Raw genomic sequence first — 24,808 nt, forward strand, 5'->3', positions numbered from 1 at the left:
AAATTGCGCAGTCTTTTCGAGCAGGCATCGTGAAATCGGTGCCTGCTTTTTTCATGTCCAATAAGTAGTCGGCTTACTTCGGTGCGCGTTTTGCCAGAATACGCTGCAGTGTGCGGCGGTGCATATTCAAACGGCGAGCGGTCTCGGAAACGTTGCGATCACACAGCTCGTAAACACGCTGAATATGCTCCCAGCGAACGCGGTCCGCAGACATCGGGTTTTCTGGTGGCTGTGCTTTTTCGTTTGGCAGACGCTGCAACGCGGCGTGAATATCGTCGGCATCGGCAGGTTTTGCCAGATAATCAATCGCGCCAAGCTTTACCGCTGTAACGGCAGAAGCAATGTTACCATAGCCGGTCAATACGATGACGCGGGCTTCAGGGTGCTTCATACGAATAGCTTCAACAACATCAAGGCCGCTGCCATCTTCAAGGCGCATATCGCAAACTGCATAGTCAGGCGCTTCCACAGCTACACGGCCAAGCGCTTCGCGCACACCATCAGCTGTTTCGACCTGATAACCCCGTTTTTCCATCGCTCGCGCTAGTCGCTGCTGAAACGGACGGTCATCATCTACAATGAGAAGACGGCCCTGCGGCGCACTATCGGTTTCGTTCATTTGTCAGGATCCGGATGTTCAACTGTTTGTTCGTTTTTCTTAGTATATAACATAAGTAGCCTAAAGCGTTCCGTAAACGAATAACGTTTCAGTAGTATCGCTAATAGTAACTTACACTAGATCAATATCGTTTGGATCACGAAAGTTCATGGCAGACCTTGGCCAGCGAACTTCGATAACCGCACCTTTTTCTGGCGTTTTCTTATTGCCGAATACCAAACGGGCACCAGAGCGTTCAAGAAGGGTTTTCGCTATAAAGAAGCCAAGCCCCAATCCTCCACCTTTTTCACCTGCACCTTTACGGCTTTGACCAGAGGTGGATAGGGGCCCGCGACTGCGACCACGGCGCGAGACGTACGGCTCGCCAATGTTTGACAATATATCAGGCGCAAAGCCCGGCCCATCATCGCTGATGATGACGGTGATCTCATCATCATTCCAGTCAGCCGTAATCATCACCTTCGCGTCGGCGAAGTCGACCGCGTTCTCAACCAAGTTGCCCAAGCCGTATTGAACACCCGGATTTCGCTCACCAACCGGCTCGGCTCCCTCGCCTATCTGCACAACGTCGATATGAACGCCTATGCCCCGATTGGCATCGGCGATATCGTCCAGCATGCGCGTTAGCGGCATTTTTGTGAAGTGCTGATCGGTATCGCTGGAAAGGCTGGTAAGCTTCTTCAAGATCTCACGGCAGCGCTGCGCCTGCTGGTACACCAGCTCGGCATCTTCACGCAGAGGATCACCGGGTTCGAACTCCGTCGCCAGCTCCTTCGCTGTCAGATAGATGGTGCCTAGCGGAGTGCCTAGCTCGTGGGCAGCAGCTGTTGCCAGCCCGTCGAGCGCAGAGAGGTGCTGCTGATGGGCCAAAACCATATCACTGGCGGCAAGAGCATCGGATAGCTGACGCGCTTCCTTGGCAATCTGAAGCGCATAGGTGGCCATAAAAAACATACTACAGATCAAGGAGACCCAGACACCCACCAAGTACAGAACGGGGATGTCGATAATCGCGCCGTTGAACCATGGCAGCGGATAACGGTAGGCCGCCAAAATCGTCGCGATGAGACCTGCAAGAACCGCGAGGAAGATCGTATTGCGCGCTGAAAGCGCGGTAGCCGATACCATAACCGGCGCAAGCAGCAGGAACGCAAACGGGTTGCCCAGCCCACCGGTTAGATACAACAAGCCGCCGAGTTGAAGAATATCGTAGGCAAGCTGCATGGCAGCGCCATTCTCAGGAAGGCGTGTGCTACTTGGCCAGCGGAACTTGAGGATTACGTTGAGCCATGCCGAAATGGCGACCAGCACATAGCAATAGCCAATCGGCATCGGGAATTTGAAACCATAGTGGACAATCAAGATCGCCACGGTTTGTCCTGCGACAGCAAGCCAGCGCAGGCGTATCAACGTATCCAGCTTCACCTGGTGGTTGAAAAAACCGTTCTGATCTACGGTCCCATTCTCCATGGGTTAATTCTCCTAGGTTCCTTTGCTATCTACCTTAATAGATATCCACGCACAGAAAGCAATTGGGGAACAGCAACCTTCAATCGCATTGTTTTCGACCTCAGATAACTGCCGTGCCTTGTATACTTGATGTGCACATGCTAGCCACCAATCAGTTGCCTTTTCGTGTGCGCATGTGAGAATGCTCCATGCCAACATGCTGCAATACATGGATCACACCGTTAAACGGGAAAGAAAACTATGAGTGAGAATCAAGAGGCTGCAACAGCTGAAGCCGTTGCCCCAGGTATGAAAATTCTGGCGCAGTACATCAAGGATCTTTCTTTTGAAAATCCAAATGCTCCAAAGTCTCTTCAGCCAGGCGAACAGCCAAAGCTGGACATCAACGTAAACGTTGGCGCGAACCCGATTGCAGAAGATCAGTTCGAAGTTGTTCTGACCCTGACCGCTAAAGCAAACACCCCAGAGGGCGTAATGTTTGCTGTAGAGCTGGTTTACGGCGGTGTATTCCAGATTTCCGGCGTTCCAAAAGAACACATGCATCCGTTCATTCTTATCGAATGCCCACGCATGCTGTTCCCATTCGCACGCAACATTCTGTCCGACACAACCCGCAACGGTGGTTTCCCTCCACTGATGCTCGACCCGATCGACTTTGCGGCTCTGTACCGTCAGAACCTGATGCAGGCTCAGCAGGCAGCAGCAGCTCAGCAGCAGCCAAACTAAGCCTCTCAAGGTATAGTTATAAAAAAACCCGCATCACTCGATGCGGGTTTTTTCGTTTCTAGCTCGGCTGAACAAAAGCAGCTTAAAGAGCGCTCTGGATTTCAGCTACAATTGCCTCAGCTGCTGCGCGGCGGTTTTCAGCTTTGAGGATTGGACGGCCGACAACAAGGTAGTCAGCGCCAGCAGAAATCGCGTCAGCAGGGGTCATGATGCGCTTCTGGTCACCTGCATCAGCGCCTGCAGGGCGTACGCCCGGAGTGATGATTGCAAGCTTGTCACCTACGCGCTCGCGCATAGCTTTTGCTTCCATAGGAGAGCAAACGATACCGCCCATGTGAGCAGCGGACGCATCAACTGCGCGTTCAGCAACCAGATCTGCGATAGGGCCTTTGTAGCCAGCAGCAACGAGATCTTCTTCGTCCATAGAGGTGAGAACAGTTACACCAAGCAGGCACAGCTCTTTGTTGCCCACTTCTTCAAGAGCGCCAACAGCTGCGCGCATGGTCTTTGGATACGCGTGCAGGGTCATGAACTTCATGCCCATCTTAGCAACGTTCTTTACCGCGCTTGCGATGGTGTTATCGATATCCAGCAGCTTTACATCGAGAAAGATGGAGTGTCCTTCGCGTGCCAATTCTTCGGCAAAGGTCAAACCACCAGCAAACTGCAACTGCATTCCAATTTTATAGGTACCAACGACGCCTTTGGTTTCCTCGACGATCTGACGGGCTTCTTCTACAGTTGGCACGTCTAGAGCGAGAATCAGGCGGTCTGTTGCGGTTTTTGGCTTGAAGGACATTGGTGGCTCCGGATTCAGCTGGTTAAACGGGTGCGTCTCTATCACCTAATCACAAGCAACGCTACTGTTTCGCGATTGTTTGCGGCTTTTTGTACCTACAGGTGTTTTCAGGCCCTTACGCTCCTGTTACAACACCGCGTCCCATGACATTTTCATGGCAGGTACAAGATATTCTTGCGACCAGATATTTTGAAGGAAGACCCATGCGTCAGGCATCCATTTCGCGCACGACAAAAGAGACAGACATTTCCGTCTCTGTAAATTTGGATGGAACCGGTCAATCCGATATCAAAACCGGAGTTGGCTTCTTTGATCATATGCTCGACCAGCTGGCTCGGCATTCCATGACAGACATCCACGTACGCGCAAATGGTGACACCCATATCGACGACCATCATACGGTTGAAGACGTGGGCATTGCATTGGGCCAAGCCTACAAGCAGGCTCTTGGCGACATGGCGGGCATTACCCGCTACGCTGACACCCACTTGGCAATGGATGAAGCGCTCACCCGCTGCGCCATTGATGTATCCGGTCGCCCGTTTCTGGTTTGGCAGGTTGAATTCCCGCACAGCAAAATCGGCACATTCGATGTAGAGCTGGTTGAGGAGTTCTTCCGCGCCTTTGCTATGAACGCAGGCTTCACCCTTCACATGGCGACCCTTTACGGCACCAACGGTCATCATATTGCCGAAACATGTTTTAAAGCTGTTGCTCGCACACTGAGAACCGCAATGGAGCTGGACCCACGTCAGGAAGGCCGCATTCCAACGACTAAGGGTCAGCTGGGCGGATAGCACCAGAAGGAAAACAGCATGGCTGTGTATCTTGTTTTGTCTCCACCGGAAGCGTCTGGGGACCTTCGGTCCTATGAACAAGCTGCTGCACTCCGGTTTGTACGAGATGGCTTTTACTGGCTGGCGCTGTTTTTCCCCCTTCTTTGGCTCCTCTTCAACCGTATGTGGTTGGTATTCCTAGGGTACTTGGCAGCATACGGTGTGGTTGCCGCGCTCAGCGCCGGGTTTGGCCCGACCTTGAGCTGGATAATTCTTGCGCTCTTCTCAATTTTGTTTGCATGGGAAGCCGGTGCATTGAAGGGTTGGACGTTGCAAAAACGTGGCTGGCAGGTGGTCGGCCTCGTAAACGCCGCCAACCTGACCGAAGCTGAAACCCGCTTTTTCGAGCGGGCTATCAAAAACAATCAGGTTCCATCAAGCAACGAGCTTACCGCAAAAGCCAAGCCGAAGATTATTCCAAGGATTGGCGAGGAACGCGTCGTTGGACTGACTTTAAGAGACTAGGAGAGTCTTTATGCGTGTCGCGATTATTGATTATGGTTCTGGCAACTTGCGCTCCGCCGCCAAGGCGTTTGAGCGGGCAGCCCATGATCATCATGAGCACCATGAAGTCATCGTCACATCAGATCCGGCAGTTGTAAGCGCAGCTGACCGAATTGTTCTGCCGGGTGTGGGCGCATTCGCCGATTGCCGCCGTGGATTGCAGGCAGTGAGCGGTATGGAAGAGGCCCTCAAGGAAGCGGTTATTTCCAATGCACGCCCGTTTATGGGCATTTGCGTTGGTATGCAGCTGCTTGCATCGCGTGGCCTTGAATTCGAGACATCTGAGGGTCTGGACTGGATCAAAGGCGACGTTACCGCCATGCAGGTGAGTGACCCTTCCCTCAAAATTCCGCATATGGGCTGGAACACCATCAATGTGCGCGAAGATAGCCACCCTGTTCTGGCTGGCATTGAGACTGGCGACAAGGGCTTGCATGCCTACTTCGTGCACTCTTACCACTTTGCGACTGCCAACGAAGCCGAGCGCATTGCCAGCTTTGATTACGGCGGCACGTTCACAGCTATGGTTGGCCGCGACAACATCGTGGGCACGCAGTTCCACCCTGAAAAGAGCCAGCGTCTTGGCTTGCAGCTGATTTCCAACTTTTTGAGCTGGGCGCCGTAACCGGCAGCCTGCAACCCGAATTCAAGGAAGCAACCTATGATTATTTTTCCGGCTATCGACCTGAAAGAAGGTAAATGCGTTCGCCTGAAACTAGGCGATATGGATCAGGCAACCGTATTCAACGACGTTCCTGCCGATCAGGCAAAGGCATTTCAGGACCAAGGCTTTGAATGGCTGCACGTTGTGGATCTAGACGGCGCATTTGCAGGTGAAAGCCGCAATGGCGACGCTGTAGAAGCTATCCTTGCTGCAACGACAAACCCTGTGCAGCTTGGCGGCGGCATCCGCACCATGGAGCACATTGATGCATGGCTTGAAAAAGGCATTGCCCGCGTCATCCTCGGCACTGTCGCCCTGCGTGATCCAGACCTCGTCAAGGAAGCTTGTAAAAAGTACCCTGATCGCATCGCTGTGGGCATTGATGCCAAGGGCGGTAAAGTCGCGGTAGAAGGCTGGGCAGAGACTTCCGAGCTCACTGTGGTCGATCTTGCAAAGCAATTTGAAGACGCTGGCGTAGCAGCAATCATCTACACCGATATCGACCGTGATGGCGTTCTGAAGGGCCTTAACATTCCTTCCACATTGGAACTGGCGAACGCAGTCTCCATTCCGGTAATTGCATCCGGCGGTCTTGCAGATATCAACGACATCAAACGCCTGCTGGAAGAAGATTGCGATATTCTTGAAGGCGCGATCTCCGGCCGTGCGCTCTATGACGGCCGCCTTGACCCTACAGAGGCACTTGAGCTTATCAAGGCAAGTCGGGAGGGACTGGCATGACCCTCAAGGCCCGCGTAATTCCTTGTCTTGATGTAAAAGACGGCCGCGTTGTGAAAGGCGTCAACTTTGTTGACCTGATCGATGCTGGTGACCCAGTTGAAGCCGCTAAAGCTTACGACGCAGCTGGCGCCGATGAACTGACGTTTCTCGACATCACAGCATCCAGCGATAACCGTGACACCATCTACGATGTGGTTCGCCGCACTGCTGAAGCGTGCTTTATGCCGGTTACCGTTGGCGGCGGTGTTCGCACCGTTGAGGACATCCGCAAACTGCTCAACGCTGGTGCGGACAAAGTTTCCATCAACACCGCTGCGGTCAAGAACCCTGACTTCATCCGCGAAGCTGCAGAAAAGTTCGGCAGCCAGTGTATCGTGGTCAGCATTGATGCCAAGAAAGTCTCCGGTGAAGGGGAAGCGGATCGCTTCGAGATTTTCACCCACGGCGGGCGCACGCCAACAGGCATTGACGCGGTTGAGTTTGCAAAGAAAGCCGTTGCCCTTGGTGCCGGCGAGCTTCTTGTAACCTCCATGGACCGAGATGGTACGAAAGAGGGCTACAATATCCCGCTAACTCGCGCTATTGCAGATGCGGTTCCGGTGCCTGTTATCGCTTCTGGCGGCGTGGGCACGCTGGATCATATGGTAGAGGGCATTCGTGACGGCGGAGCAACTGCGGTTCTTGCAGCGTCTATTTTCCACTTCGGTACGTATTCTATTGAAGAGGCAAAGACGCACATGGCAGAGGCTGGCATACCCGTACGACTGGACAATGCCTAAGCGAGAGTATATGGGCTACGCCCAAGACGCAGGTCTTGTTAGAAAGCTATTCCTATGACTAATTTCACCCTTGAGGAACTTGCAGCTATTGTTGCCACGCGTGCGCAAAGTGAAGATGAAAAGTCTTATACGCGTAAGCTTGTTGGTAAAGGCGTAGCCAAGTGTGCGCAAAAGGTGGGCGAAGAAGCAGTTGAAGCTGCTATTGCTGCCGTAAAAGAAGATCGGGAAGAGCTGAAAGGCGAAGCCGCTGACCTGCTCTACCATCTTCTCGTGCTACTATACGTTGGCAATGTACCTCTTGAAGAGGTTATGGCCACTCTGGCGGCACGGACCGGTCAAACCGGTCTGGAGGAAAAAGCCTCCCGGCCAAAAGATTAAGGTCTTTGCGGAGCTGCGGCTCCGCAAAATGCAAATAAGCGTGTGAAAGCCACACTTATGGATATAAACCTGCACGACATCAGTGAACTGGAACTTTCCCCTTACTCCGTATTTTCGGAAGGGGAATGGGCGCGATTGCGCGCCGATACACCCATGACATTGAGCGAGCATGAAATTAATAGCTTTCGCAGTCTCAATGACTTCGTTTCAATAGAGCAGGTAGAAAGTATTTACCTGCCGCTGTCACGACTGCTTGCTTACTATGTTGAGGGCACCCAGACCCTGCACCACTCGACCAAGAAGTTTCTTGGCCGCAATGGCAGCAAGGTGCCCTACATCATCGGCATTGCAGGCTCTGTAGCTGTTGGCAAATCCACCACCGCTCGCCTCATTCAGGCGCTTATGGCCCGCTGGCCAGCGAGCCCCAAGGTGGACCTGATCACCACAGACGGCTTTCTTTATCCAAACGCGGTTCTGGAAGCTGAAGGCTTGATGCGCCGCAAAGGCTTTCCTGAAAGCTATGACCGCGCAGCACTGCTCAAGTTTCTGTCTGATATCAAAGCCGGAAAGCGTAGTGTAAAAGCGCCGATTTACTCGCACTTCTTTTATGATGTGATGCCTGCGCAGTTTGTGACTGTAGATCAGCCAGATATCCTCATTGTTGAGGGGCTAAATGTGCTACAAACCACCGCACTGTCAAAGGAAGCAAAGGCCGTTCCATTTGTCTCCGATTTCTTCGACTTTTCAATATACATAGATGCCGAAGAAGAGACCTTGCGCCGTTGGTATATGGAGCGCTTCATGCGCCTTCGTGAAACAGCGTTTCGCGATCCGGGCTCCTACTTCCATAAATTTTCCACAATTACTGACGAAAAGGCACGCTCTATCGCAACGGATCTCTGGGAGAACATCAACAGAGAGAACTTGCGACAGAATATTCTGCCAACGCGGCCACGAGCGGACTTGATCCTTACAAAGGGTCAGCAACACCGCATCGAATCCGTCGCGCTGCGGAAGATTTAAGAGCACGCAATAACGATAGGCTGGGAGTTCTCTCAGCCCTTCTCAGTTCGGGCGAACACCAAAAACCGAGTTTGACTACAGCATCCGATGATCGGGTGGCTGTAAACGACGGTGCATGCCGCATGCGAAGTGCTGCGGCAGCTTTACCCGACCCTTTAATTCGCTGCGCCGCTCCAGTTTGCCTTTGCCTGCATCCGGTTCGTACCCGCTGACAGGCTTGCAACTCCCCTCATTCGATTGGTGGGAGATGGGTGGCCTTTTGCCTTTTTGAACGGAAAGAACCCGCGAGACACCATGATTAGGGCCAGTATTACTGCACTGCTTCTTTTTCTTGCGCTTTCGCCCAGCTACGCAGCCAGTGACCTTTCAATGGGTCAGGTTGATCTGGGAACGACCGCGAAACTAGACAAGCCATCCCTACCGCAAAATGCGATGGATGCGCCGGACGGATTCAAAGTTACCACGCCAACGCTTCTGACCTACTACACCCAGCCTGATGAGGCATCCCAGGGGCACCAGACGCTCTTGCCACCAAACGCTGAAGTTACCCCGATCGAGTGGGTAAAAAGCGAAAAGAACGGCAAGCTGGTTCGTCTTGGTATCGATATCGACGAGTTGGGAGAAGCCGAATATCCTTCCGACATTTACATCAGTGAGAGCGATTACAGCACCCTGCCCCTTACAGAGCTGAACACGTTGAGCCTGATGGAAGACACGCTTCTTGGGCTTGATGAAGGCGAAGTCTATGATGAGGCGGTAGAGACAGAGGAAGCATCCCGCCGCCGTAGTGCGCGTGGTTCGCGCCGTAACTCTCGCGGTATGACCTATTGCTATCGTTATGTGAAAAAAGCGCTGCTGAAAAAGGGCCTCGTAGAAAGCTACCTACCGGGTCGCTCCGCTTACATGGCGAAGAGCGAACTTCCAAAGCATGGCTTCAAGCGTTTGCGCGTTAGTCACCCAGACAAAGCCAAAGACGGTTCGGTCTGTGTTTATGATCGCGACAGACGCAATGTTCACGGTCACATTGAAATCAAGCGCAACGACGATTGCTACTGGTACGGCTATGGGTGCAAAGCAAAGTCCATGTACGACAGCCGCGATTTCTACGACTGCTATTCCAAATCCGCGACCACTTGGTTTGCAAAAAGCAGCGACACCGGCAAACGCCGTAAGAATTCCGTTCGCTCTAGAAACGCCCGTTTCCTGAACGACGAAAAGTAACCGGACGGCAAAGCCTATTAAGGCCACCACCGTTGTTTGAACAAATAAAAAGCCCCGCAACACTGCGGGGCTTTTTTGTTATTTGGAGAACTCGGAGAGCATGGACGCTGCAACCGAGAACTTGGAAACGCTTAGGTTTGTCTCCAAAATCTCATCCACTGCTGCGCGAATGCGCTTGGCCTTATCGCCAACGTCTGCCAGCCAGCCTTCAAAGCCTGCTTCATGGGCAATAGACTGACTTGTCAGCTCTCGAAGGGCTTCAGCGAGTTGCGAGCGCGCTTTATCCAGCGCCAGACCGTCATAGTAATCTCGGATCGGGAAGCTGCGTGCCATTGCATCAATGGAGTTAAAGCGGAAGAAGTCAGAGACTTGGAAGTAACTTCCGGCGACATCCACTACAGACATACCTGCCCGCTCAGCAACAAGAACGATATCTGGAATGATCCGCTCACCAGTGAGGCGAGCAAGACGGGCTGCCAGATCAAACGGAACATCGGCGTGAACGAGACGCTCAGTTTCTTCGGTCAAACGGCATGCCATGTCTTCAGGCAGATATTCCTCCAGCCTTGGAGACAGCGTCGAGACACTTTCCCTAAAGCGTGTTACCGCCTGCTCAATGCCATCTTCAAACGACACGTTGCGCAGGAACCAGATAACCTTGTTCTGCACCAGTTCCTGAACAGCTGAGTATAGCTCCAACTGCAGTTTGCCAGAGATCTTATTGTCCAGCGCATCGATCTGCGAGTTCAGCTCTGTCAGACCGTAAGCATCACGCACAGCTGCAAAGGCGCGTACGATTTGAGCCGGCGTTGCTCCCGTTTGATCTGTGATGCGAGTGATGAAGGCAGGACCACCACGGTTGATGATGGAGTTGGCCAGCATGGTTGCGATGATTTCGCGGCGCAGGCGGTGGCCTTCAATCTCGTCGTTGTAGAGCTGCTGCATTGGCTCAGGGAAGTAGCGCATCAGCTCCTTGGCAAGATACTTATCATCCGGCACCGTGCTTTGCAGAAGCTGATCGTAAAGCGTCAGCTTTGCATAAGCGAGCAATACGCCCAGCTCTGGGCGGGAGAGCCCTTGTCCCTGCTTCTGACGCTCATCAATTGTGATGTCATCTGGCAGATACTCAACGGCCCTATCCAGAAGGCCTTGGGATTCCAGTTGGCGCATCATGCGCATCTGGTAACCGAGGTCCTCCAAGGCATGGCGTTCAGCAAGAGAGATGGACAGTGTTTGCTGATAGTTGTTGCGAAGCACCAGATCAGCCACTTCATCCGTCATATCCGCAAGCAACGTGTTGCGCTCTGGGGTTTCCAACTTGCCAGACTTCACAGCACTGCCCAGCGCAATCTTGATATTGACCTCAACGTCAGAGGAGTTCACACCAGCTGAGTTATCGATTGCATCCGAGTTACAGCGGCCTCCACGGCGGGCGTACTCGATACGGGCTTTTTGGGTGATGCCAAGGTTTGCACCCTCGCCGACAACTTTCACCCGTAGCTCAGGCGCGCTGATACGGATCGGATCGTTTGCACGGTCACCAACCATATCGTCGGTTTCATCGGATCCGCGAATGTAGGTACCGATACCGCCGAACCACAGAAGGTCTGCTTTCATGCGCAAAATTGCACTCATAAGCTCCTGCGGAGAACAAGACTGGACTTCAAGATCCAAGAGCTTGCGGATTTCATCAGTCAGCTCAATGGACTTGGCGCTACGTGGGAAGATGCCGCCACCCTTGGAGATCAGCGAGGCGTCATAGTCCTGCCAGCTGGAACGGCCGACATCGAATAAGCGTTTGCGCTCTACCCAAGTCGTTTCAGGATCTGGATTTGGATCAATAAAGATATCGCGGTGATCGAAGGCGGCAACCAAACGGATTGCTTTGGAAAGCAACATACCGTTGCCAAACACGTCGCCCGACATGTCACCAACACCGCAAACGGTGAATGGCTCTTTTTGAATATCCCTGTCCATCTCACGGAAGTGACGCTTCACAGCTTCCCAAGCACCGCGAGCCGTAATGCCCATCTTCTTGTGGTCGTAACCAGCAGAACCACCAGAGGCAAACGCATCACCAAGCCAGAAATGCTTACTTTCAGAGATCGCGTTCGCAGTGTCGGAGAATGTTGCCGTGCCTTTGTCAGCAGCAACAACGAGATATGGATCATCGTTATCGCGGCGAACAACCATCTGCGGCGGGATAACATTCTCGCCGTCAATGTTGTCGGTCAGATCAAGCAGGGAGTTGATGAAGATCTTATAGGCTGCAGTTCCTTCGGCAATAAAGGCCTCGCGGTTGCCGTCCGTTGGCAAACGCTTAGGCAGGAAGCCGCCTTTTGCACCGACAGGAACGATAACCGCGTTTTTGACCTGCTGCGCTTTCACAAGGCCAAGCACCTCGGTGCGGTAATCCTGTGCGCGGTCTGACCAGCGCAGACCACCACGAGCAGCAGAACCAAAGCGCATATGTACGCCTTCAACACGCGGGCTGTAGACGAAAATCTCGCGGTATGGCAGCGGCTTTGGTAACTCGTCGATTTTGTGGGAGTCTAGCTTGAAGGCAAAGGTTGGCTTTGGCTGACCTTCAGCATCTAACTGGAAGAAGTTTGTGCGAAGGATAGCCTCAATCAAGTTCTTGAAGCGGCGAATGATACGGTCATCATCAAGGCTAACAACGCTATCAAGCTGGGTAGAGAACTCCGCCTGAAGAACCGTTTCTTCCTTGCTCCGCTTTTCCTCGTCCACTGATGGTTGGAAGCGCAGGTAGAACAAATCAACAAGCAGCTTTGCCAGCGATGGATAGCTGTTGAGCGTGCTCCACATATAGTCTTCGGAATAGCGAATGCCTGCTTGACGAAGATACTTGGAGAAGGCTCTAAGCACAGCGATATCGCGCCATGCCATACCCGCTGTCATCGCTAGGCCGTTGTAGCCGTCGTTCTCGGCCCTATCACCCCACGTATTGATGAACAGAGCACCAAGGCGTTCGATGTCGGCATCGCAGAAGTCATCACCGACACCGCCCTCAATGAAGAGTGTGGTGTCGTGCAAATAGCACATCGGCTTGTCGGAAGGAGAAATGCGATAGGTGCGCTCGTTCACCACTCTAAAGCCGAGGTTTTCCAAAATCGGCACGCGGGCAGACAGAGCAAGCGGCGCAGACAAATGATAGGTACGCAAAGAAAGCTGCATACCTGTTTCGCCCTCACGGCGATAGAAGCTGATCAGCAGCGGCCGATCTTCGGTCACTTTCTCAAGGCGTCCGATATCCTCTAAGGCCGTATCAATTGGCGTTGTCGCCTCATACCCGTCCTCGAAAGCCGTAGCGTAGCGTCGGATCAACGGACGAGCCTGTGACGCTCCATGGGTCAGACGCAGCGTTTCGGAAAGACCATCAGACCATGTGCGCACAATCTTGGAGATTGCTGTCTCCAGCTCTTCACGATCCGGATTAGGCGTTTCACCTTTATCACGACCAATGATGAAGTGGACGCGAACCAGAGGCCCTTCCGGGAAGGAGGCATACCACGCTGACATGCGGCCATCGTAGGCCTTTGCCATCAACGAACCGATCTGAATGCGTTTCTCGGTGGTGAACCGGTCCTTAGGCACATAGGCAATGATTGAAACAAAACGATCAAACTTGTCTCGTCGGGCCAGTACACGAATACGAGGACGGTCATTCAGCTTCAAAATGTCCGTCGTAAACTCGCAAAGGGTCTCAGTATCGATCTGAAAGAGGTCATCACGCGGGTAGCCTTCCAGAATATTGCCAAGCATGCGGCCTGAATGGCTCTCCGGATCGAAGCCATGATAGTTCATGACCTTTTCGACCTTGCGGCGGATATACGGAATGGACGCTGTGGACTTGGTGTAGGCCGTTGCTGTGAAAAGACCGACGATGCGCAGCTCTCCGTTGAGAACACCGTTCTCGTCAAACAGCTTTACTCCGATGTAGTCCATATGGACATGACGGTGGACGCGGCTCTTCACATTTGCCTTGGCGATGATGAGTGGTTCCGGCTTTAGCAGGAAGTCGCGGATTTCCGGTGTCATAACCACGAATTCGGATCCGCGGCGTAACACGCGCACATCCGGATCATTCAGCAGTCCAAGACCGGTGCCCGTGAGGAAGTTCATCTCACCGTTTTCAACACCGCCTTCAAAGATGTACTCACGCATGCCCAAAAGCGTGAAGTTATCTGCACTCATCCATTCCAAAAACTGGACGGCTTCATCCAACTGGTTCTTGGAGTATGGGGTGCGAGCGGTATGGAAATCCTGCACAGCCTTCTCAAGCCGTGCCTTCATCGGCTCCCAGTCATTTACAGCAAGACGGACATCTCGCAGAACCAACTCCAGGCGCTCATGAAGAATCTCGATCTCTTCAGCGTCATCGATGCGGGTAACGTGTATCTGGATAAAGCTCTCACGGCGTAGGCCCGGTGTGCCTGCCGAAACTGTTTCCTTAAACAGAATGAGATTGCCATCTTCGTCACGTTCGACAACGAAAAGCGGATGCAGAACAAGGCGGAAGTCTAGCCCCGCCACCTGAAGCTCACCCAAAACCGACGCCACAAGGAACGCCATGTTATCGTTCATGATTTCGATAACGGTTACATCATCAAGCTGGTTGCTTTGATGAGGCGCGACAGGGTTAAAAACCTTTATCTCATGCGTACCTGTAGGATGAAGCTGGAACGTATCCCACGCCTGACCAGCAAGGTAGGAGAGGTCTTGCGGAGAATAGGCAAGCAAGTCTTCTTCATCTGCGTGTGCAAAGAAATCTCTAGCGAACTGCGCCAGCTGCTGGTTCTGATCTTCCAGCAGGTCGCATGCTTGATCGAGGAGGCTGCTTTTCGCGTTTGCCGTTACACCGGACATGGCATTTACCTCTTCCAATTTTGAGCGGAACGCTGGTGGCTGCGTAGCCGCGCCTTATGTTCGTGCATTTGTTGCGTTACACAGCCTTATTGCAGCTCTGAGCTGTTAAAGCCTGCGCATTTTTGCTATCGTATAGTCTTGGCGCATTTCAGTAGTTCTGAATACATCCACGATCAGATTGCCTATGGATATGCACCATTTTTAAGCAAAGAAGATTAATCCCAGTCGGCTGGAAGGCTTGAGGCTCTCTCAAGTGCTCTTGAGGACATGGCGCAGCAAATCGGGCTGTAACCGTCTATGCCTCGTGCGCAAGTGCGTGTAAAACAAGCTTGGTACCGAACTGGAAACCTAAGGAAAATGAACATGTCCGTGCGGGTATTTATTGATGGTGAAGCGGGAACTACGGGTTTGCAAATCCGAGAGCGCCTTGCTGGCCGCCCGGACCTTACGCTGCTGAGCATTGATCCGGCATTGAGAAAAGATACATCGGCAAGAGCTGATCTTTTGAACTCCGCCGACATTGCCATTTTGTGCCTGCCAGACAGTGCAGCAACAGAAAGCGTAAGCCTTATCCAGAACAGCACGACGAGAGTGATTGACGCTTCTTCCGCTCACCGTGTCCATTCCGAATGGGCCTACGGCTTTGCCGAGATGTCAAAAGAGCAAACCGCACTCATCAAAGAGGCTCGTTTTGTTGCTAACCCTGGCTGCTATCCGCAGGGTGTTATTGCAACAATTCGTCCGCTTGTTGCTGCTGGCCTCCTACCGGCTGACCTGCCGATCACCGTGAACGCAATTTCCGGCTATTCCGGCGGCGGCCGCCAGTTGATCGAAAGCTATGAGGCAGATGCCAACGCTTCGCCTTACATGCCGTACGCTCTTGGCTTCAACCACAAGCACCTTCCAGAAATGGAAAAGTACAGCCTGCTGAAGAGCACTCCGCTGTTTCAGCCTGCTGTCGGCAACTATGCTCAAGGCATGGTTACAGCCGTTCCATTGCAGTTGGGCGCTTTGAATGATGCCCCGTCAGGCGCAGCTCTTTATGAGGCGATCGCTGATTACTACGCTGGCAGCAACGGCTTTGTGCAGGTTGCTCCGTTTAATGGTGATCAGAAGCGCGAAGATCTCAATCCGGAAACGTTCAACGGTACCAACACCATGCGCTTGCATGTCTTTGCCAATGAAGATCGCCGTCAGGCTGTTTTGATGGCTGTCTATGACAACCTCGGTAAAGGCGCATCGGGCGCAGCGGTGCAAAACATGAATCTTATGATCGGTGCAGACCCTTTTGAAGGGCTGAAAACCGCTTAACCAGCTTAGCTAGGCTATTACGGACTTACGAAGATCCGGGGAGAATACTCGTGGAGAAATTCAAAACACTGACCGGTGTTGCTGCACCTTTGCCATTGGTGAACATCGACACCGATATGATCATCCCTAAGCAGTTCTTGAAAACCATTAAGCGCACCGGTTTGGGCACTGCGCTGTTTCATGAACTGCGCACCAACGACGATGGTTCTGAAAACGCAGATTTCGTTCTGAACAAAGCCGGTTACCGCGAAGCGCAGATTCTCGTTGCTGGCGATAACTTCGGCTGCGGCTCTTCCCGTGAGCATGCTCCTTGGGCGCTGCTGGACTATGGTATCCGCGTTGTGATCTCCACCAGCTTTGCTGACATCTTCTACAACAACTGTTTCAAGAACGGCATTTTGCCGATCATCGTAAGTCAGGAAGACCTCGACAAGTTGATGGACGACGCTTCCCGCGGCTCCAACGCAACTTTGACCGTCGATCTGGAAGCACAGGAAGTGCGCGGCCCAGACGGTGGCGCAATCCAGTTCGAAATGGACCCGTTCCGCAAGCACTGCCTCATCAATGGCTTGGACGACATCGGACTTACTCTTGAAAAAACGCACCACATTGATGCGCATGAAGAGAAGATCGCTGACAGCCATCCTTGGCACTAAGGCACTTGCTGCATACGCTAGAAACACGAAAGGGCATCCATGGATGCCCTTTTTCATTTCCGCTATAACGCTGGCGCTTAGTCCTCTAAGCCACCCTCTTTTTTATGGATGGAGGCGCTCAAGCGGTCGATATCGCTGAGCCGGCGGCCAATACGCTCAAGCGCATCCGTTGTGCGCTTGAATTTGTCGGCGCGGACCTTCAAAAGTCTGCCAGCTAGCTCAGGATATTCCTGCAACATGCGGGAGAACAGCGGTCGGCGAATGCGAATGATGGAACAGTCTTCCAAGGCTCTGGCTGTAACTGGGCGAATTCCGTCTGAAAGCAGAGCGTTTTCGCCAAGCAGTGTGCCCTCACCATAAACACCGTGATTTACGATATGATCGCCCGTTCCGGTTTCAAGCTGCACACGGCCTTTCGTAATTACGACCCCACCGTCAGCTATTTCACCTTGCCGGAATATGCGGGTGCCTTCGCGAACCGTGGACGACTCGGCGCTAAAAGCGAGGAGCCGAAGCTGATCCTCGCTGAATTCCGATAGCATTGGAACGCGTCTCAGGACGCCAATATCGCTTGCAAGACTCATAATCTTGCAATAGCGCCGAATGCCTTAAGGCACAAGCTTATATCCACCACCTTCTGTGACCAGAAGCTCAGCATTTGACGGGTCTTTTTCTACCTTTTGGCGCAGGCGATAAATATGTGTCTCAAGGGTATGGGTAGTTACACCTGAGTTATAGCCCCACACCTCATGCAGAAGCACATCGCGCGTGACAGGCTTTTCTCCTGCCCGATAGAGGAACTTCAAAATAGAGGTTTCCTTCTCGGTCAGGCGTACCTTGCTGCCATCTTGATCCAACATCAGCTTTGCGGCTGGCTGGAACTGGAAGCGGCCGATGGTGAAGACAGCGTCTTCACTTTGTTCATGCTGGCGAAGATGAGCACGGATACGGGCGAGCAACACAGCGAACTTGAAGGGCTTTGGCACATAGTCATTGGCACCCGCTTCAAGGCCGAGAATGGTGTCACTGTCCGTGTCATGACCTGTCAGCATGATGATAGGAGACTTGAAGCCGTTCTTGCGCAGCAGCTTTACTGCCTCACGGCCATCAATATCCGGCAGCCCCACATCCATGAGCAGCAGATCGTAGTGACCATCGCGAGCACGCTTTAAACCTTCAGCGGCATTTTCCGCTTCCACGGTTTCAAACTCGTCATAGAGAGACAGTTGCTCAACCAGCGCCTCGCGCAGGTCGTTATCATCATCCACGATCAAAAGTCTGCGTGCTGTCATATCTTCACCTCTCGCCCTCATATTCAAGTAGGATCACTTTCGATCATACTTGGCTACGGTTGTACTAAAACACCAGAAAAAACTTCTTCGTGATCTTAAAACTCCGTCAAATCTAGTTCACACGACGGTGACCTTAATTTTATTGAAGACTTGATCTTCGGGCCAGAAAGCGGTTCAGGTATTCAAAAAACCATGCTGAAACTATCAAGACCAGTTGGCGGAACACCGCAAAAAACCATCGCAGTTAAGCCCCGAAGCGACAATCCGCAACGCGGCCTACTGAATTTCTGTGGCATCACATATCCGTGTGCTCTCGGCCGAAGCGGAATCACCGCCAACAAACAGGAGGGTGATGGGGCAACGCCCATCGGCACCTTCGAGTTTCTGGATGTCTATTACCGCGATGATAGAGGCGGCCGACCTGAGACCTATTTGCCGACTCAGGCCATAACCAGCATCGATGGTTGGTGCGATGATGTCACCAAAGATGAATACAACCGCCCAGTCGAGCTTCCCTACAGCGGCTCCCACGAGAAGATGTGGCGAGAGGACCGCCTCTACGACATCGTCGTGGTGCTCAACCAAAACCTGTTTCCCGCGCTTAAAGGCGCAGGTAGCGCGATTTTCTTCCACATCGCCCGTGAAGGTTTTCTGCCAACGGAAGGCTGCGTTGCCGTTTATCCGGATGTGATGCGCCATATTCTAAAACAGCTAAAAGCCGGCGACGTAATGCAGATCAGCTCCTATTAGCTGCCCAAGGGATTCTTCACTGGAAATCTCCGGTTTTTTGCTCCATATAGAGCCGACGAACCAGCTGGAGGTTAGAGCATTAGGCATGAGTGAAACGCGCCTTCCCTTTTTGAAGATGAACGGTCTTGGCAACGACTTTGTTGTGCTGGACGCGCGCGAACACGCCTGCCCTCTGACCCACGAGCAAATCGCTGCAATTGGTGATCGTAAAACCGGCATCGGCTTTGACCAGATGATCACGATTGAACCTGCAAAGAATGGCGCAAATGCCTTCATGCGGATTCATAACCGTGATGGCGGTGAAGTCGGCGCTTGCGGCAATGCTACCCGTTGCATTGGCCGTCTTCTGATGGCAGAAGCCGGCCTTGAGCATGTGGTGATTGAAACCAGAGCAGGTTTCCTTGAAGCTTTTGCGACCGAAAGCCCGACTTTGGTTAGCGTTGATATGGGCAAACCGCGTCTGGCTTGGGATGAAATCCCGCTTGCAGAAGAGTTTGCCGATACCCGCGCGATCGAACTGCAGATTGGCCCGATTGACGACCCAATTCTGCATACGCCTTCTGTCGCTAACATGGGTAACCCGCACGCGATTTTCTGGGTAGACGACATTGAAGGTTACGACCTTGAACGCATTGGCCCAATGCTGGAAAACCACCCAATGTTCCCTGAACGGGCAAACATCTCGCTAGCACATGTGTTTGCGCCGGACGAGATCCGTTTGAAAGTCTGGGAACGCGGTGTGGGTCTAACCCTTGCATGCGGCACTGCAGCTTGCGCTGTTGGTGTTGCAGCTGCCCGCAACAAACTGACGGGCCGCAAAACAACCATTCACCTGCCGGGAGGCCCACTGATCATCGAATGGCGCGCAAACGATGATCATGTGATTATGACAGGTGAGACAACGATTGAATTTGAGGGTCTGCTGGATTTGGACAGCCTGACCTATGAGAAGACCGCACCGGGAGACGTGGTCGCGGAGCCAGTATCTTGAGCATTGACGTGGTAACATTCGGCTGCAGGCTGAATGCTTACGAATCAGAAGTAATGAAGAGCGAAGCACAGGCCGCTGGTCTGGAAGACGCCGTCCTCATCAACACCTGTGCCGTAACCAATGAAGCCGTGCGCCAAGCACGCCAGTCCATTCGCAAAATCCGCCGTGATAATCCCAATGCGAAGATTATCGTCACCGGCTGCGCTGCCCAAACCGAGGCAGCAACTTTTGCGGCAATGGAAGAGGTAGATCTCGTTCTTGGCAACGATGAAAAACTGAAACGCGAGTCTTACGGCGGCGTTGCCCAGTTCGGCATCGAAGAGAGCGAAAAAGTTCAGGTGAACGACATCATGAGCGTTCGCGAGACCGCTGGCCATCTCATTGATGGTTTGCAGGGACGCGCCCGTGCTTTCGTTCAGGTTCAAAACGGCTGTGACCACCGCTGCACCTTCTGCATCATTCCTTATGGCCGCGGCAACTCCCGCAGTGTGCCGATGGGCGTCATCATCGACCAGATGAAGCGCTTGGTCGACAACGGCTATAACGAAATCGTTCTGACCGGTGTAGACATCACCTCGTTCGGCGCTGATCTACCGGGCACACCGACACTGGGTACACTCACCCAGAAGATCTTGAAGCATGTGCCAGACCTTGCACGCCTTCGCCTGTCTTCTATCGACAGCATTGAAGCTGATGATGCGTTGATGGATGCCATTGCCAGTGAGCAGCGTTTGTTGCCACACCTGCACCTTTCCTTGCAGGCCGGTGACAACATGGTGCTGAAGCGCATGAAGCGCCGTCATCTGCGCGAAGATACCATCCGCTTCTGTGAAGACGTCCGCAAACTGCGCCCTGACGTTGTGTTTGGCGCGGACATCATTGCCGGTTTCCCGACAGAAACCGAAGAGATGTTCCAGAACACGCTGAAGATCGTCGATGAATGCGGTTTGACCTATCTGCATGTCTTCCCGTTCTCTCCACGCCCGGGCACACCAGCGGCTCGCATGCCGCAGGTTGAACGCGCTATTGTGAAAGAACGCGCGGGCCGTCTGCGTGAAGCGGGCGACAAGGCGCTGCTCAAGCACCTTGAAGCAGAAGTCGGGAAAACACGCAGCATTCTGGTAGAAAAAGACGGCGTTGGCCGTACTGAACTGTTCACGCTTGTTGAACTGGATGCAAAAGAAGCTGGAAGCCTTGTCACAGCTCGCATTACAGGCCATACCGGAGAACATCTAATTGCGGACGTGATTTTCTAAATCACGTCTTCGCCTACCTCTTATAGCCAAGGACTTTGTTGCAGCATGAGCGAGAAGAAGCGCGGTTTTTTCAGTCGTTTGTTCGGTAGCCGGGAAGAAACGCCGGAGAACAACGAAACTGTCGCCCCTGTTGCAGCAGAAGAGGTTGAGCAGGTTGTTGAGGCCGCTGAAGAAGCGCTGCCAGCAACCCCTGAGACGAGCGAAGAGCTACCCGTTGTTGAGCCTTCCGCTCCTTCCGGTGAGTTGCTTGAGCCGTTCGCTGCTCCTGACCTTGTAGAACCGACGCCTATTGCAACACCTGAACCAGATTTTGGTGCGGTAGAGGAACCTGCAGCAGAAGCCGAGGTGGCCGAGCCAGCCGAAGTTGAAGCACCAGTCGCTGAAGAAGTTGTCGAGGAAGAGGTAGACCAGCCAACTGAAGAGCTTCAGGAAGCCATCGACGACGCAGCTCTCGAAGCAGTTGAAGCTGCAGAGCCGGAATTAGAGTCTGCAGATTTTGATAAAGCTGAAGAATCGACTAACCCTGATCCTATACAAAAAGCAGGGCAGGATGGCGATGTCGGAGTTTTTGAAGAACCTCGAGAAACTGAGGGAGCTGGAGAAGCTCAAAGAGTTAGAGAGCCTGAAGGAGCTGAAGCACCTCAAGAAGCTGAGCCAATTAAAGAGATTGAGAATTCTCAGGAAGTTTCGAGACCTTTAGAAGAAGAGATTGTTGTAGCCCCGGTTCCGGTTGAGCCACAGCCAGCAAAGCAGTCTTGGTTCCAGCGTCTGAAGCAGGGCTTGTTCCGTTCGTCCTCAGCCTTGAGCGAGGGCATCACTTCCATCTTCACCAAGCGCAAGCTTGATGCAGAAACACTGGAAGAGCTGGAAGACATTCTCATTCAGGCCGACCTTGGCGTTGATACGGCGATGAACATCACCGAGAAGGTCTCTGAAGGTCGCTACAACAAAGAGATTTCCGGCGAAGAGGTCAAACAGATCCTCGCCGAAGAGGTTGAACGTGTTCTTGAGCCTGTAGCTCTACCGCTCAATCTCGATAGTGGCCACAAGCCGCACATCGTACTGATGGTGGGCGTAAACGGTACGGGTAAAACAACCACAATCGGCAAGCTCTCCTCGCTTCTGGCAGCGCAGGGCAAAAAAGTTATGCTCGCAGCTGGTGACACCTTCCGCGCTGCTGCCGTTGAGCAGCTCAAAGTGTGGGGCCAGCGCACCGGCGCTGAAGTTATCGCCCGCGATACCGGCGCAGATGCAGCAGGCCTTGCTTATGATGCCGTTCAGCAGGCCATTGAAAAGAACGTCGACGTTCTGCTTATCGACACTGCCGGCCGCCTGCAGAACAAAACGCTATTGATGGACGAGCTTGAGAAGATCGTTCGTGTTATCAAAAAACAGGTTCCTGACGCACCGCATACAACCCTGCTGACACTGGATGCGACCACTGGTCAGAACGCGCTCAGTCAGGTCGAAATTTTCGGCAAGGTAGCAGGTGTAAACGGCTTAGTAATGACGAAGCTAGACGGTACTGCGCGCGGCGGTATTCTCGTTGCTATCGCGGCCAAGTACGGCTTGCCGGTACATTTCATCGGCGTTGGCGAAGGCATGGAAGATCTGGAACCGTTTTCGGCGAAGGACTTTGCCGCTGCGATTGCCGGAATGGATTTTTCCGAGAAAAACTAGAGCCCTATTGCCAAATAAGGGAGCCTGCTTATAGTGCCTGCAGGCTTTCTCATTCTGGTTGTTTTCATGCAGTCTCTTGAACTTAAAGTACCGCCAGTCGCAGTGGGTCTGCTGACAGCGGCGCTCATGTATTTCCTTGCAACAGCTATTCCCGGTTATCCATTACCGCGCTCTGCGGCCATTATCGGCTTTGTGGTGTTTGCAGCCGCAGGCCTTTGGATCGCCTTTGCAGGCATAAGCGCCTTCAAGAAAGCGCAAACAACCGTAAACCCTATGAACCCAGAGGCTGTTTCATCTCTGGTCACATCCGGCATTTATCAGCGTACGCGCAACCCGATGTATGTGGGCATGCTGCTCGTTCTTGTCGGCTGGTCGATCTTTCTCTCATCCATGGCAGCCTTTGTTGGCCTTATCGGCTTTGTTGCCTACATGAACGTGTTTCAGATCAAGCCCGAGGAACGAGCGCTAACCGAGAAGTTTGGTGAGGAGTTCGAAGCCTACTGCAAGCGCTCACGCCGCTGGCTCTAAACTCCAGCCCGAAAAGATAAAGGCGGCTCAAAGGCCGCCTTTTTTTGTTACATGGAAACAATGCCGTTTTCGACGGCTTCCATCTTAAAGGCCGCTGCCATGAGCGCCTTCGTATAGTCTGTCTGCGGATTGTCGAAAATTGCGTCCGCATGCCCCGCTTCAACCACTTTGCCCTGCTTCATAACAATCACATCATTTGCAAGGGCACGAACCACTTTCAAATCATGCGAGATGAAAAGGTAGGCAAGGCCATGTGCCTTTTGCAGGTCACGGAGCAGATCAACCACCTGCGCCTGAACGCTCATATCGAGCGCTGAGGTTGGCTCATCCAGCATCACGAATTTCGGCTCCAGCACCATTGCGCGGGCAATGGAGATGCGCTGGCGCTGACCGCCGGAAAACTCGTGCGGATAGCGGAAACGCGTTGAGGCATCTAGGCCCACTTCTTCCAGCGACTGAGCGACCTTGCGATCACGATCAGCTTCGCTCATTTGCGGGTAGTGGACCTTTAGCCCCTCACCAACGATATCGGAAACCGACATACGCGGTGACAGCGCGCCGAATGGGTCCTGAAACACGATCTGCATATGGCGACGCAGCGGACGCATCTGCTTCCACGAGAAGTCATTGATCGGCTGGCCGTCATAGGTAATCGCGCCTTGCGATGCGATCATGCGCAGGATCGCCAGACCCAGTGTTGTTTTACCTGACCCAGACTCGCCGACGATACCAAGCGTTTGCCCTTCGCGAACAGCGATATCAATGCCATCGACCGCTTTGACATGCCCAACTGTACGACGCAGAAAGCCACGCTTGATCGGGAACCAGACTTTGAGGTCATCTGTCTTGACCACAATCGGCTTGCTCTCGTCGCTGAGGGGCGGTTCGCCCTTTGGCTCAGCAGCCAGCAAGTGTTGTGTGTAGGCATGGGTTGGGCGCTCGAAGATGTCTTCAACCGGACCATGCTCAACGATCTTGCCTTTATTCATCACGCAAACACGATCGGAAATTTTGCGGACAATCCCGAGGTCGTGAGTGATGAACAGCATAGCCATGCCAGTGCGCTGCTGAAGCTCTTTAAGAAGCTTCAAGATCTGCGCCTGCACTGTCACATCGAGCGCTGTGGTTGGTTCGTCGGCAATCAGAAGATCAGGCTCATTAGCTAGCGCCATTGCGATCATCACACGCTGGCGCTGACCACCGGAAAGCTGGTGCGGATAGGACTGAAGGCGCGTTTCCGGCTCAGGAATGCCCACTTGCGTAAGCAGTTCCAGAACGCGGGCGCGTGCCGACGTTTCACCAAGGCCGCGGTGAACTTTCAAGATTTCCGAAATCTGCTTTTCAACCGTGTGAACAGGGTTGAGAGAAGTCATCGGCTCCTGAAAGATCATGGAGATACGATTGCCGCGCACCTTGCGCATATCACCGTCAGTAGCGCTGATGAGTTCCTTGCCATCAAACTCGATTGTGCCGGACGGGTGACTTGCGGCCGGATACGGCAACAGTTTCAAAACAGACAGTGCCGAAATAGACTTGCCCGAGCCACTTTCACCAACAAGGGCGAGCGTTTCACCCCTGTCGATGTGGAAGCTGATTTTATCGACGGCAAGGTTCTCTTGCTCTCCTTGCTTAAAGGCAATGGAGAGGTCCTTAACATCCAAAAGGCGTTTGTTTTCATTCGTCATTGTTCTTGCCCC

General features: G+C 53.0%; 23 protein-coding genes. 16 read left to right on the forward strand and 7 right to left on the reverse strand.

The genetic code is table 11. The features are described from left to right. Positions 1 to 73 precede the first annotated feature (73 nt). The gene (locus E1162_RS11455; RefSeq protein WP_155130797.1) at positions 74 to 619 is read right to left on the reverse strand and encodes an ActR/PrrA/RegA family redox response regulator transcription factor; all 546 of its coding nucleotides are present in this window, start codon (positions 617 to 619) and stop codon (positions 74 to 76) included. A gap of 111 nt (positions 620 to 730) precedes the next feature. After that, positions 731 to 2,089, reverse strand: coding sequence for an ActS/PrrB/RegB family redox-sensitive histidine kinase (locus E1162_RS11460; protein WP_155130800.1), 1,359 nt, complete (start codon positions 2,087 to 2,089; stop codon positions 731 to 733). 240 nt (positions 2,090 to 2,329) lie between these two features. On the opposite strand from E1162_RS11460, the gene secB reads away from it, so the two are divergent. Then, positions 2,330 to 2,815 carry a protein-export chaperone SecB gene (gene secB, locus E1162_RS11465; protein WP_155130802.1) on the forward strand — a complete coding sequence of 162 codons (486 nt, stop codon included), beginning with the start codon at positions 2,330 to 2,332 and terminating at the stop codon, positions 2,813 to 2,815. A gap of 82 nt (positions 2,816 to 2,897) precedes the next feature. On the opposite strand, the gene pyrF is transcribed toward secB, so the two are convergent. Next, positions 2,898 to 3,614: an orotidine-5'-phosphate decarboxylase gene (gene pyrF / locus E1162_RS11470; protein ID WP_155130804.1), complete on the reverse strand. Its 717-nt coding sequence runs from the start codon at positions 3,612 to 3,614 to the stop codon at positions 2,898 to 2,900. Between the two features lie 203 nt (positions 3,615 to 3,817). Here pyrF and hisB point away from each other — a divergent pair, with 203 nt between their 5' ends. The 8 genes from hisB to E1162_RS11510 all read left to right on the forward strand — a co-directional run bounded on the left by hisB (position 3,818) and on the right by E1162_RS11510 (position 9,760). Beyond that, a complete protein-coding gene (hisB, locus tag E1162_RS11475) occupies positions 3,818 to 4,411 on the forward strand; it encodes an imidazoleglycerol-phosphate dehydratase HisB (RefSeq protein WP_155130806.1) in 594 nt (197 codons plus the stop codon). Positions 4,412 to 4,429: 18 nt separating this feature from the next. Continuing rightward, positions 4,430 to 4,915, forward strand: a complete 486-nt coding sequence (locus tag E1162_RS11480; protein WP_155130808.1) for a DUF2628 domain-containing protein — start codon at positions 4,430 to 4,432, stop codon at positions 4,913 to 4,915. A 10-nt stretch (positions 4,916 to 4,925) separates the two neighbouring features. Then, a complete protein-coding gene (gene hisH, locus E1162_RS11485; RefSeq protein ID WP_155130810.1) occupies positions 4,926 to 5,579 on the forward strand; it encodes an imidazole glycerol phosphate synthase subunit HisH in 654 nt (217 codons plus the stop codon). Between the two features lie 36 nt (positions 5,580 to 5,615). Next, entirely contained in the window at positions 5,616 to 6,359 is a 744-nt protein-coding gene (gene hisA, locus E1162_RS11490; RefSeq protein WP_155130812.1) for a 1-(5-phosphoribosyl)-5-[(5-phosphoribosylamino)methylideneamino]imidazole-4-carboxamide isomerase, read from the forward strand. Then, a complete protein-coding gene (hisF, locus tag E1162_RS11495; RefSeq protein WP_155130814.1) occupies positions 6,356 to 7,138 on the forward strand; it encodes an imidazole glycerol phosphate synthase subunit HisF in 783 nt (260 codons plus the stop codon). Before hisA ends, hisF begins: the two co-directional genes overlap by 4 nt. Positions 7,139 to 7,192: 54 nt before the next feature. Next, on the forward strand, positions 7,193 to 7,516 hold the full coding sequence (locus E1162_RS11500; protein WP_155130816.1) for a phosphoribosyl-ATP diphosphatase: 324 nt from the start codon (positions 7,193 to 7,195) through the stop codon (positions 7,514 to 7,516). A 57-nt stretch (positions 7,517 to 7,573) separates the two neighbouring features. Further along, entirely contained in the window at positions 7,574 to 8,539 is a 966-nt protein-coding gene (gene coaA / locus E1162_RS11505) for a type I pantothenate kinase (RefSeq protein ID WP_155130995.1), read from the forward strand. A 294-nt stretch (positions 8,540 to 8,833) separates the two neighbouring features. After that, a complete protein-coding gene (locus E1162_RS11510; protein WP_155130818.1) occupies positions 8,834 to 9,760 on the forward strand; it encodes a hypothetical protein in 927 nt (308 codons plus the stop codon). Positions 9,761 to 9,838: 78 nt separating this feature from the next. Here E1162_RS11510 and E1162_RS11515 read toward each other — a convergent pair whose 3' ends face one another. Further along, positions 9,839 to 14,647 (reverse strand): NAD-glutamate dehydrogenase, encoded by a 4,809-nt coding sequence (locus E1162_RS11515; protein WP_155130820.1) that lies wholly within the window; start codon positions 14,645 to 14,647, stop codon positions 9,839 to 9,841. Positions 14,648 to 15,010: 363 nt separating this feature from the next. Here E1162_RS11515 and argC point away from each other — a divergent pair, with 363 nt between their 5' ends. Together argC and leuD are read left to right on the forward strand one after the other, a co-directional pair. Then, entirely contained in the window at positions 15,011 to 15,958 is a 948-nt protein-coding gene (argC, locus tag E1162_RS11520) for an N-acetyl-gamma-glutamyl-phosphate reductase (protein WP_155130822.1), read from the forward strand. 50 nt (positions 15,959 to 16,008) lie between these two features. After that, positions 16,009 to 16,614, forward strand: coding sequence for a 3-isopropylmalate dehydratase small subunit (gene leuD / locus E1162_RS11525; protein WP_371311910.1), 606 nt, complete (start codon positions 16,009 to 16,011; stop codon positions 16,612 to 16,614). A 77-nt stretch (positions 16,615 to 16,691) separates the two neighbouring features. Here leuD and E1162_RS11530 read toward each other — a convergent pair whose 3' ends face one another. Both E1162_RS11530 and E1162_RS11535 read right to left on the reverse strand, forming a co-directional pair. Further along, positions 16,692 to 17,198, reverse strand: coding sequence for a cyclic nucleotide-binding domain-containing protein (locus E1162_RS11530; protein WP_155130824.1), 507 nt, complete (start codon positions 17,196 to 17,198; stop codon positions 16,692 to 16,694). Positions 17,199 to 17,222: 24 nt separating this feature from the next. Beyond that, on the reverse strand, positions 17,223 to 17,906 hold the full coding sequence (locus E1162_RS11535; RefSeq protein ID WP_155130826.1) for a response regulator transcription factor: 684 nt from the start codon (positions 17,904 to 17,906) through the stop codon (positions 17,223 to 17,225). A 192-nt stretch (positions 17,907 to 18,098) separates the two neighbouring features. Between E1162_RS11535 and E1162_RS11540 the strand changes: the two genes are divergently transcribed. From E1162_RS11540 to E1162_RS11560, 5 genes are all read left to right on the forward strand, one after another. Beyond that, positions 18,099 to 18,656, forward strand: coding sequence for a L,D-transpeptidase family protein (locus tag E1162_RS11540; RefSeq protein ID WP_155130828.1), 558 nt, complete (start codon positions 18,099 to 18,101; stop codon positions 18,654 to 18,656). An 85-nt stretch (positions 18,657 to 18,741) separates the two neighbouring features. Further along, entirely contained in the window at positions 18,742 to 19,647 is a 906-nt protein-coding gene (dapF, locus tag E1162_RS11545) for a diaminopimelate epimerase (protein WP_155130830.1), read from the forward strand. Continuing rightward, positions 19,644 to 20,903 (forward strand): tRNA (N(6)-L-threonylcarbamoyladenosine(37)-C(2))-methylthiotransferase MtaB, encoded by a 1,260-nt coding sequence (gene mtaB, locus E1162_RS11550; protein WP_155130832.1) that lies wholly within the window; start codon positions 19,644 to 19,646, stop codon positions 20,901 to 20,903. The genes dapF and mtaB overlap by 4 nt, the downstream gene beginning before the upstream one ends. A 45-nt stretch (positions 20,904 to 20,948) precedes the next feature. Then, positions 20,949 to 22,583 carry a signal recognition particle-docking protein FtsY gene (gene ftsY, locus E1162_RS11555; RefSeq protein WP_155130834.1) on the forward strand — a complete coding sequence of 545 codons (1,635 nt, stop codon included), beginning with the start codon at positions 20,949 to 20,951 and terminating at the stop codon, positions 22,581 to 22,583. A 33-nt stretch (positions 22,584 to 22,616) separates the two neighbouring features. Further along, positions 22,617 to 23,111 (forward strand): methyltransferase family protein, encoded by a 495-nt coding sequence (locus E1162_RS11560; protein WP_371311911.1) that lies wholly within the window; start codon positions 22,617 to 22,619, stop codon positions 23,109 to 23,111. Between the two features lie 47 nt (positions 23,112 to 23,158). Here E1162_RS11560 and E1162_RS11565 read toward each other — a convergent pair whose 3' ends face one another. Further along, positions 23,159 to 24,796: an ABC transporter ATP-binding protein gene (locus E1162_RS11565; protein ID WP_155130836.1), complete on the reverse strand. Its 1,638-nt coding sequence runs from the start codon at positions 24,794 to 24,796 to the stop codon at positions 23,159 to 23,161. Positions 24,797 to 24,808: the final 12 nt, after the last annotated feature.

Source organism: Pseudovibrio flavus, from assembly GCF_009711345.1.
GTDB lineage: Bacteria > Pseudomonadota > Alphaproteobacteria > Rhizobiales > Stappiaceae > Pseudovibrio > Pseudovibrio flavus.

Coding starts and splice junctions, on each gene's coding strand:
- E1162_RS11455 (WP_155130797.1), bottom strand. CDS start 619: ATGAACGAAACCGATAGTGCGCCGCAGGGCCGTCTTCTCATTGTAGAT.
- E1162_RS11460 (WP_155130800.1), bottom strand. CDS start 2,089: ATGGAGAATGGGACCGTAGATCAGAACGGTTTTTTCAACCACCAGGTG.
- secB (WP_155130802.1), top strand. CDS start 2,330: ATGAGTGAGAATCAAGAGGCTGCAACAGCTGAAGCCGTTGCCCCAGGT.
- pyrF (WP_155130804.1), bottom strand. CDS start 3,614: ATGTCCTTCAAGCCAAAAACCGCAACAGACCGCCTGATTCTCGCTCTA.
- hisB (WP_155130806.1), top strand. CDS start 3,818: ATGCGTCAGGCATCCATTTCGCGCACGACAAAAGAGACAGACATTTCC.
- E1162_RS11480 (WP_155130808.1), top strand. CDS start 4,430: ATGGCTGTGTATCTTGTTTTGTCTCCACCGGAAGCGTCTGGGGACCTT.
- hisH (WP_155130810.1), top strand. CDS start 4,926: ATGCGTGTCGCGATTATTGATTATGGTTCTGGCAACTTGCGCTCCGCC.
- hisA (WP_155130812.1), top strand. CDS start 5,616: ATGATTATTTTTCCGGCTATCGACCTGAAAGAAGGTAAATGCGTTCGC.
- hisF (WP_155130814.1), top strand. CDS start 6,356: ATGACCCTCAAGGCCCGCGTAATTCCTTGTCTTGATGTAAAAGACGGC.
- E1162_RS11500 (WP_155130816.1), top strand. CDS start 7,193: ATGACTAATTTCACCCTTGAGGAACTTGCAGCTATTGTTGCCACGCGT.
- coaA (WP_155130995.1), top strand. CDS start 7,574: ATGGATATAAACCTGCACGACATCAGTGAACTGGAACTTTCCCCTTAC.
- E1162_RS11510 (WP_155130818.1), top strand. CDS start 8,834: ATGATTAGGGCCAGTATTACTGCACTGCTTCTTTTTCTTGCGCTTTCG.
- E1162_RS11515 (WP_155130820.1), bottom strand. CDS start 14,647: ATGTCCGGTGTAACGGCAAACGCGAAAAGCAGCCTCCTCGATCAAGCA.
- argC (WP_155130822.1), top strand. CDS start 15,011: ATGTCCGTGCGGGTATTTATTGATGGTGAAGCGGGAACTACGGGTTTG.
- E1162_RS11530 (WP_155130824.1), bottom strand. CDS start 17,198: ATGAGTCTTGCAAGCGATATTGGCGTCCTGAGACGCGTTCCAATGCTA.
- E1162_RS11535 (WP_155130826.1), bottom strand. CDS start 17,906: ATGACAGCACGCAGACTTTTGATCGTGGATGATGATAACGACCTGCGC.
- E1162_RS11540 (WP_155130828.1), top strand. CDS start 18,099: ATGCTGAAACTATCAAGACCAGTTGGCGGAACACCGCAAAAAACCATC.
- dapF (WP_155130830.1), top strand. CDS start 18,742: ATGAGTGAAACGCGCCTTCCCTTTTTGAAGATGAACGGTCTTGGCAAC.
- ftsY (WP_155130834.1), top strand. CDS start 20,949: ATGAGCGAGAAGAAGCGCGGTTTTTTCAGTCGTTTGTTCGGTAGCCGG.
- E1162_RS11565 (WP_155130836.1), bottom strand. CDS start 24,796: ATGACGAATGAAAACAAACGCCTTTTGGATGTTAAGGACCTCTCCATT.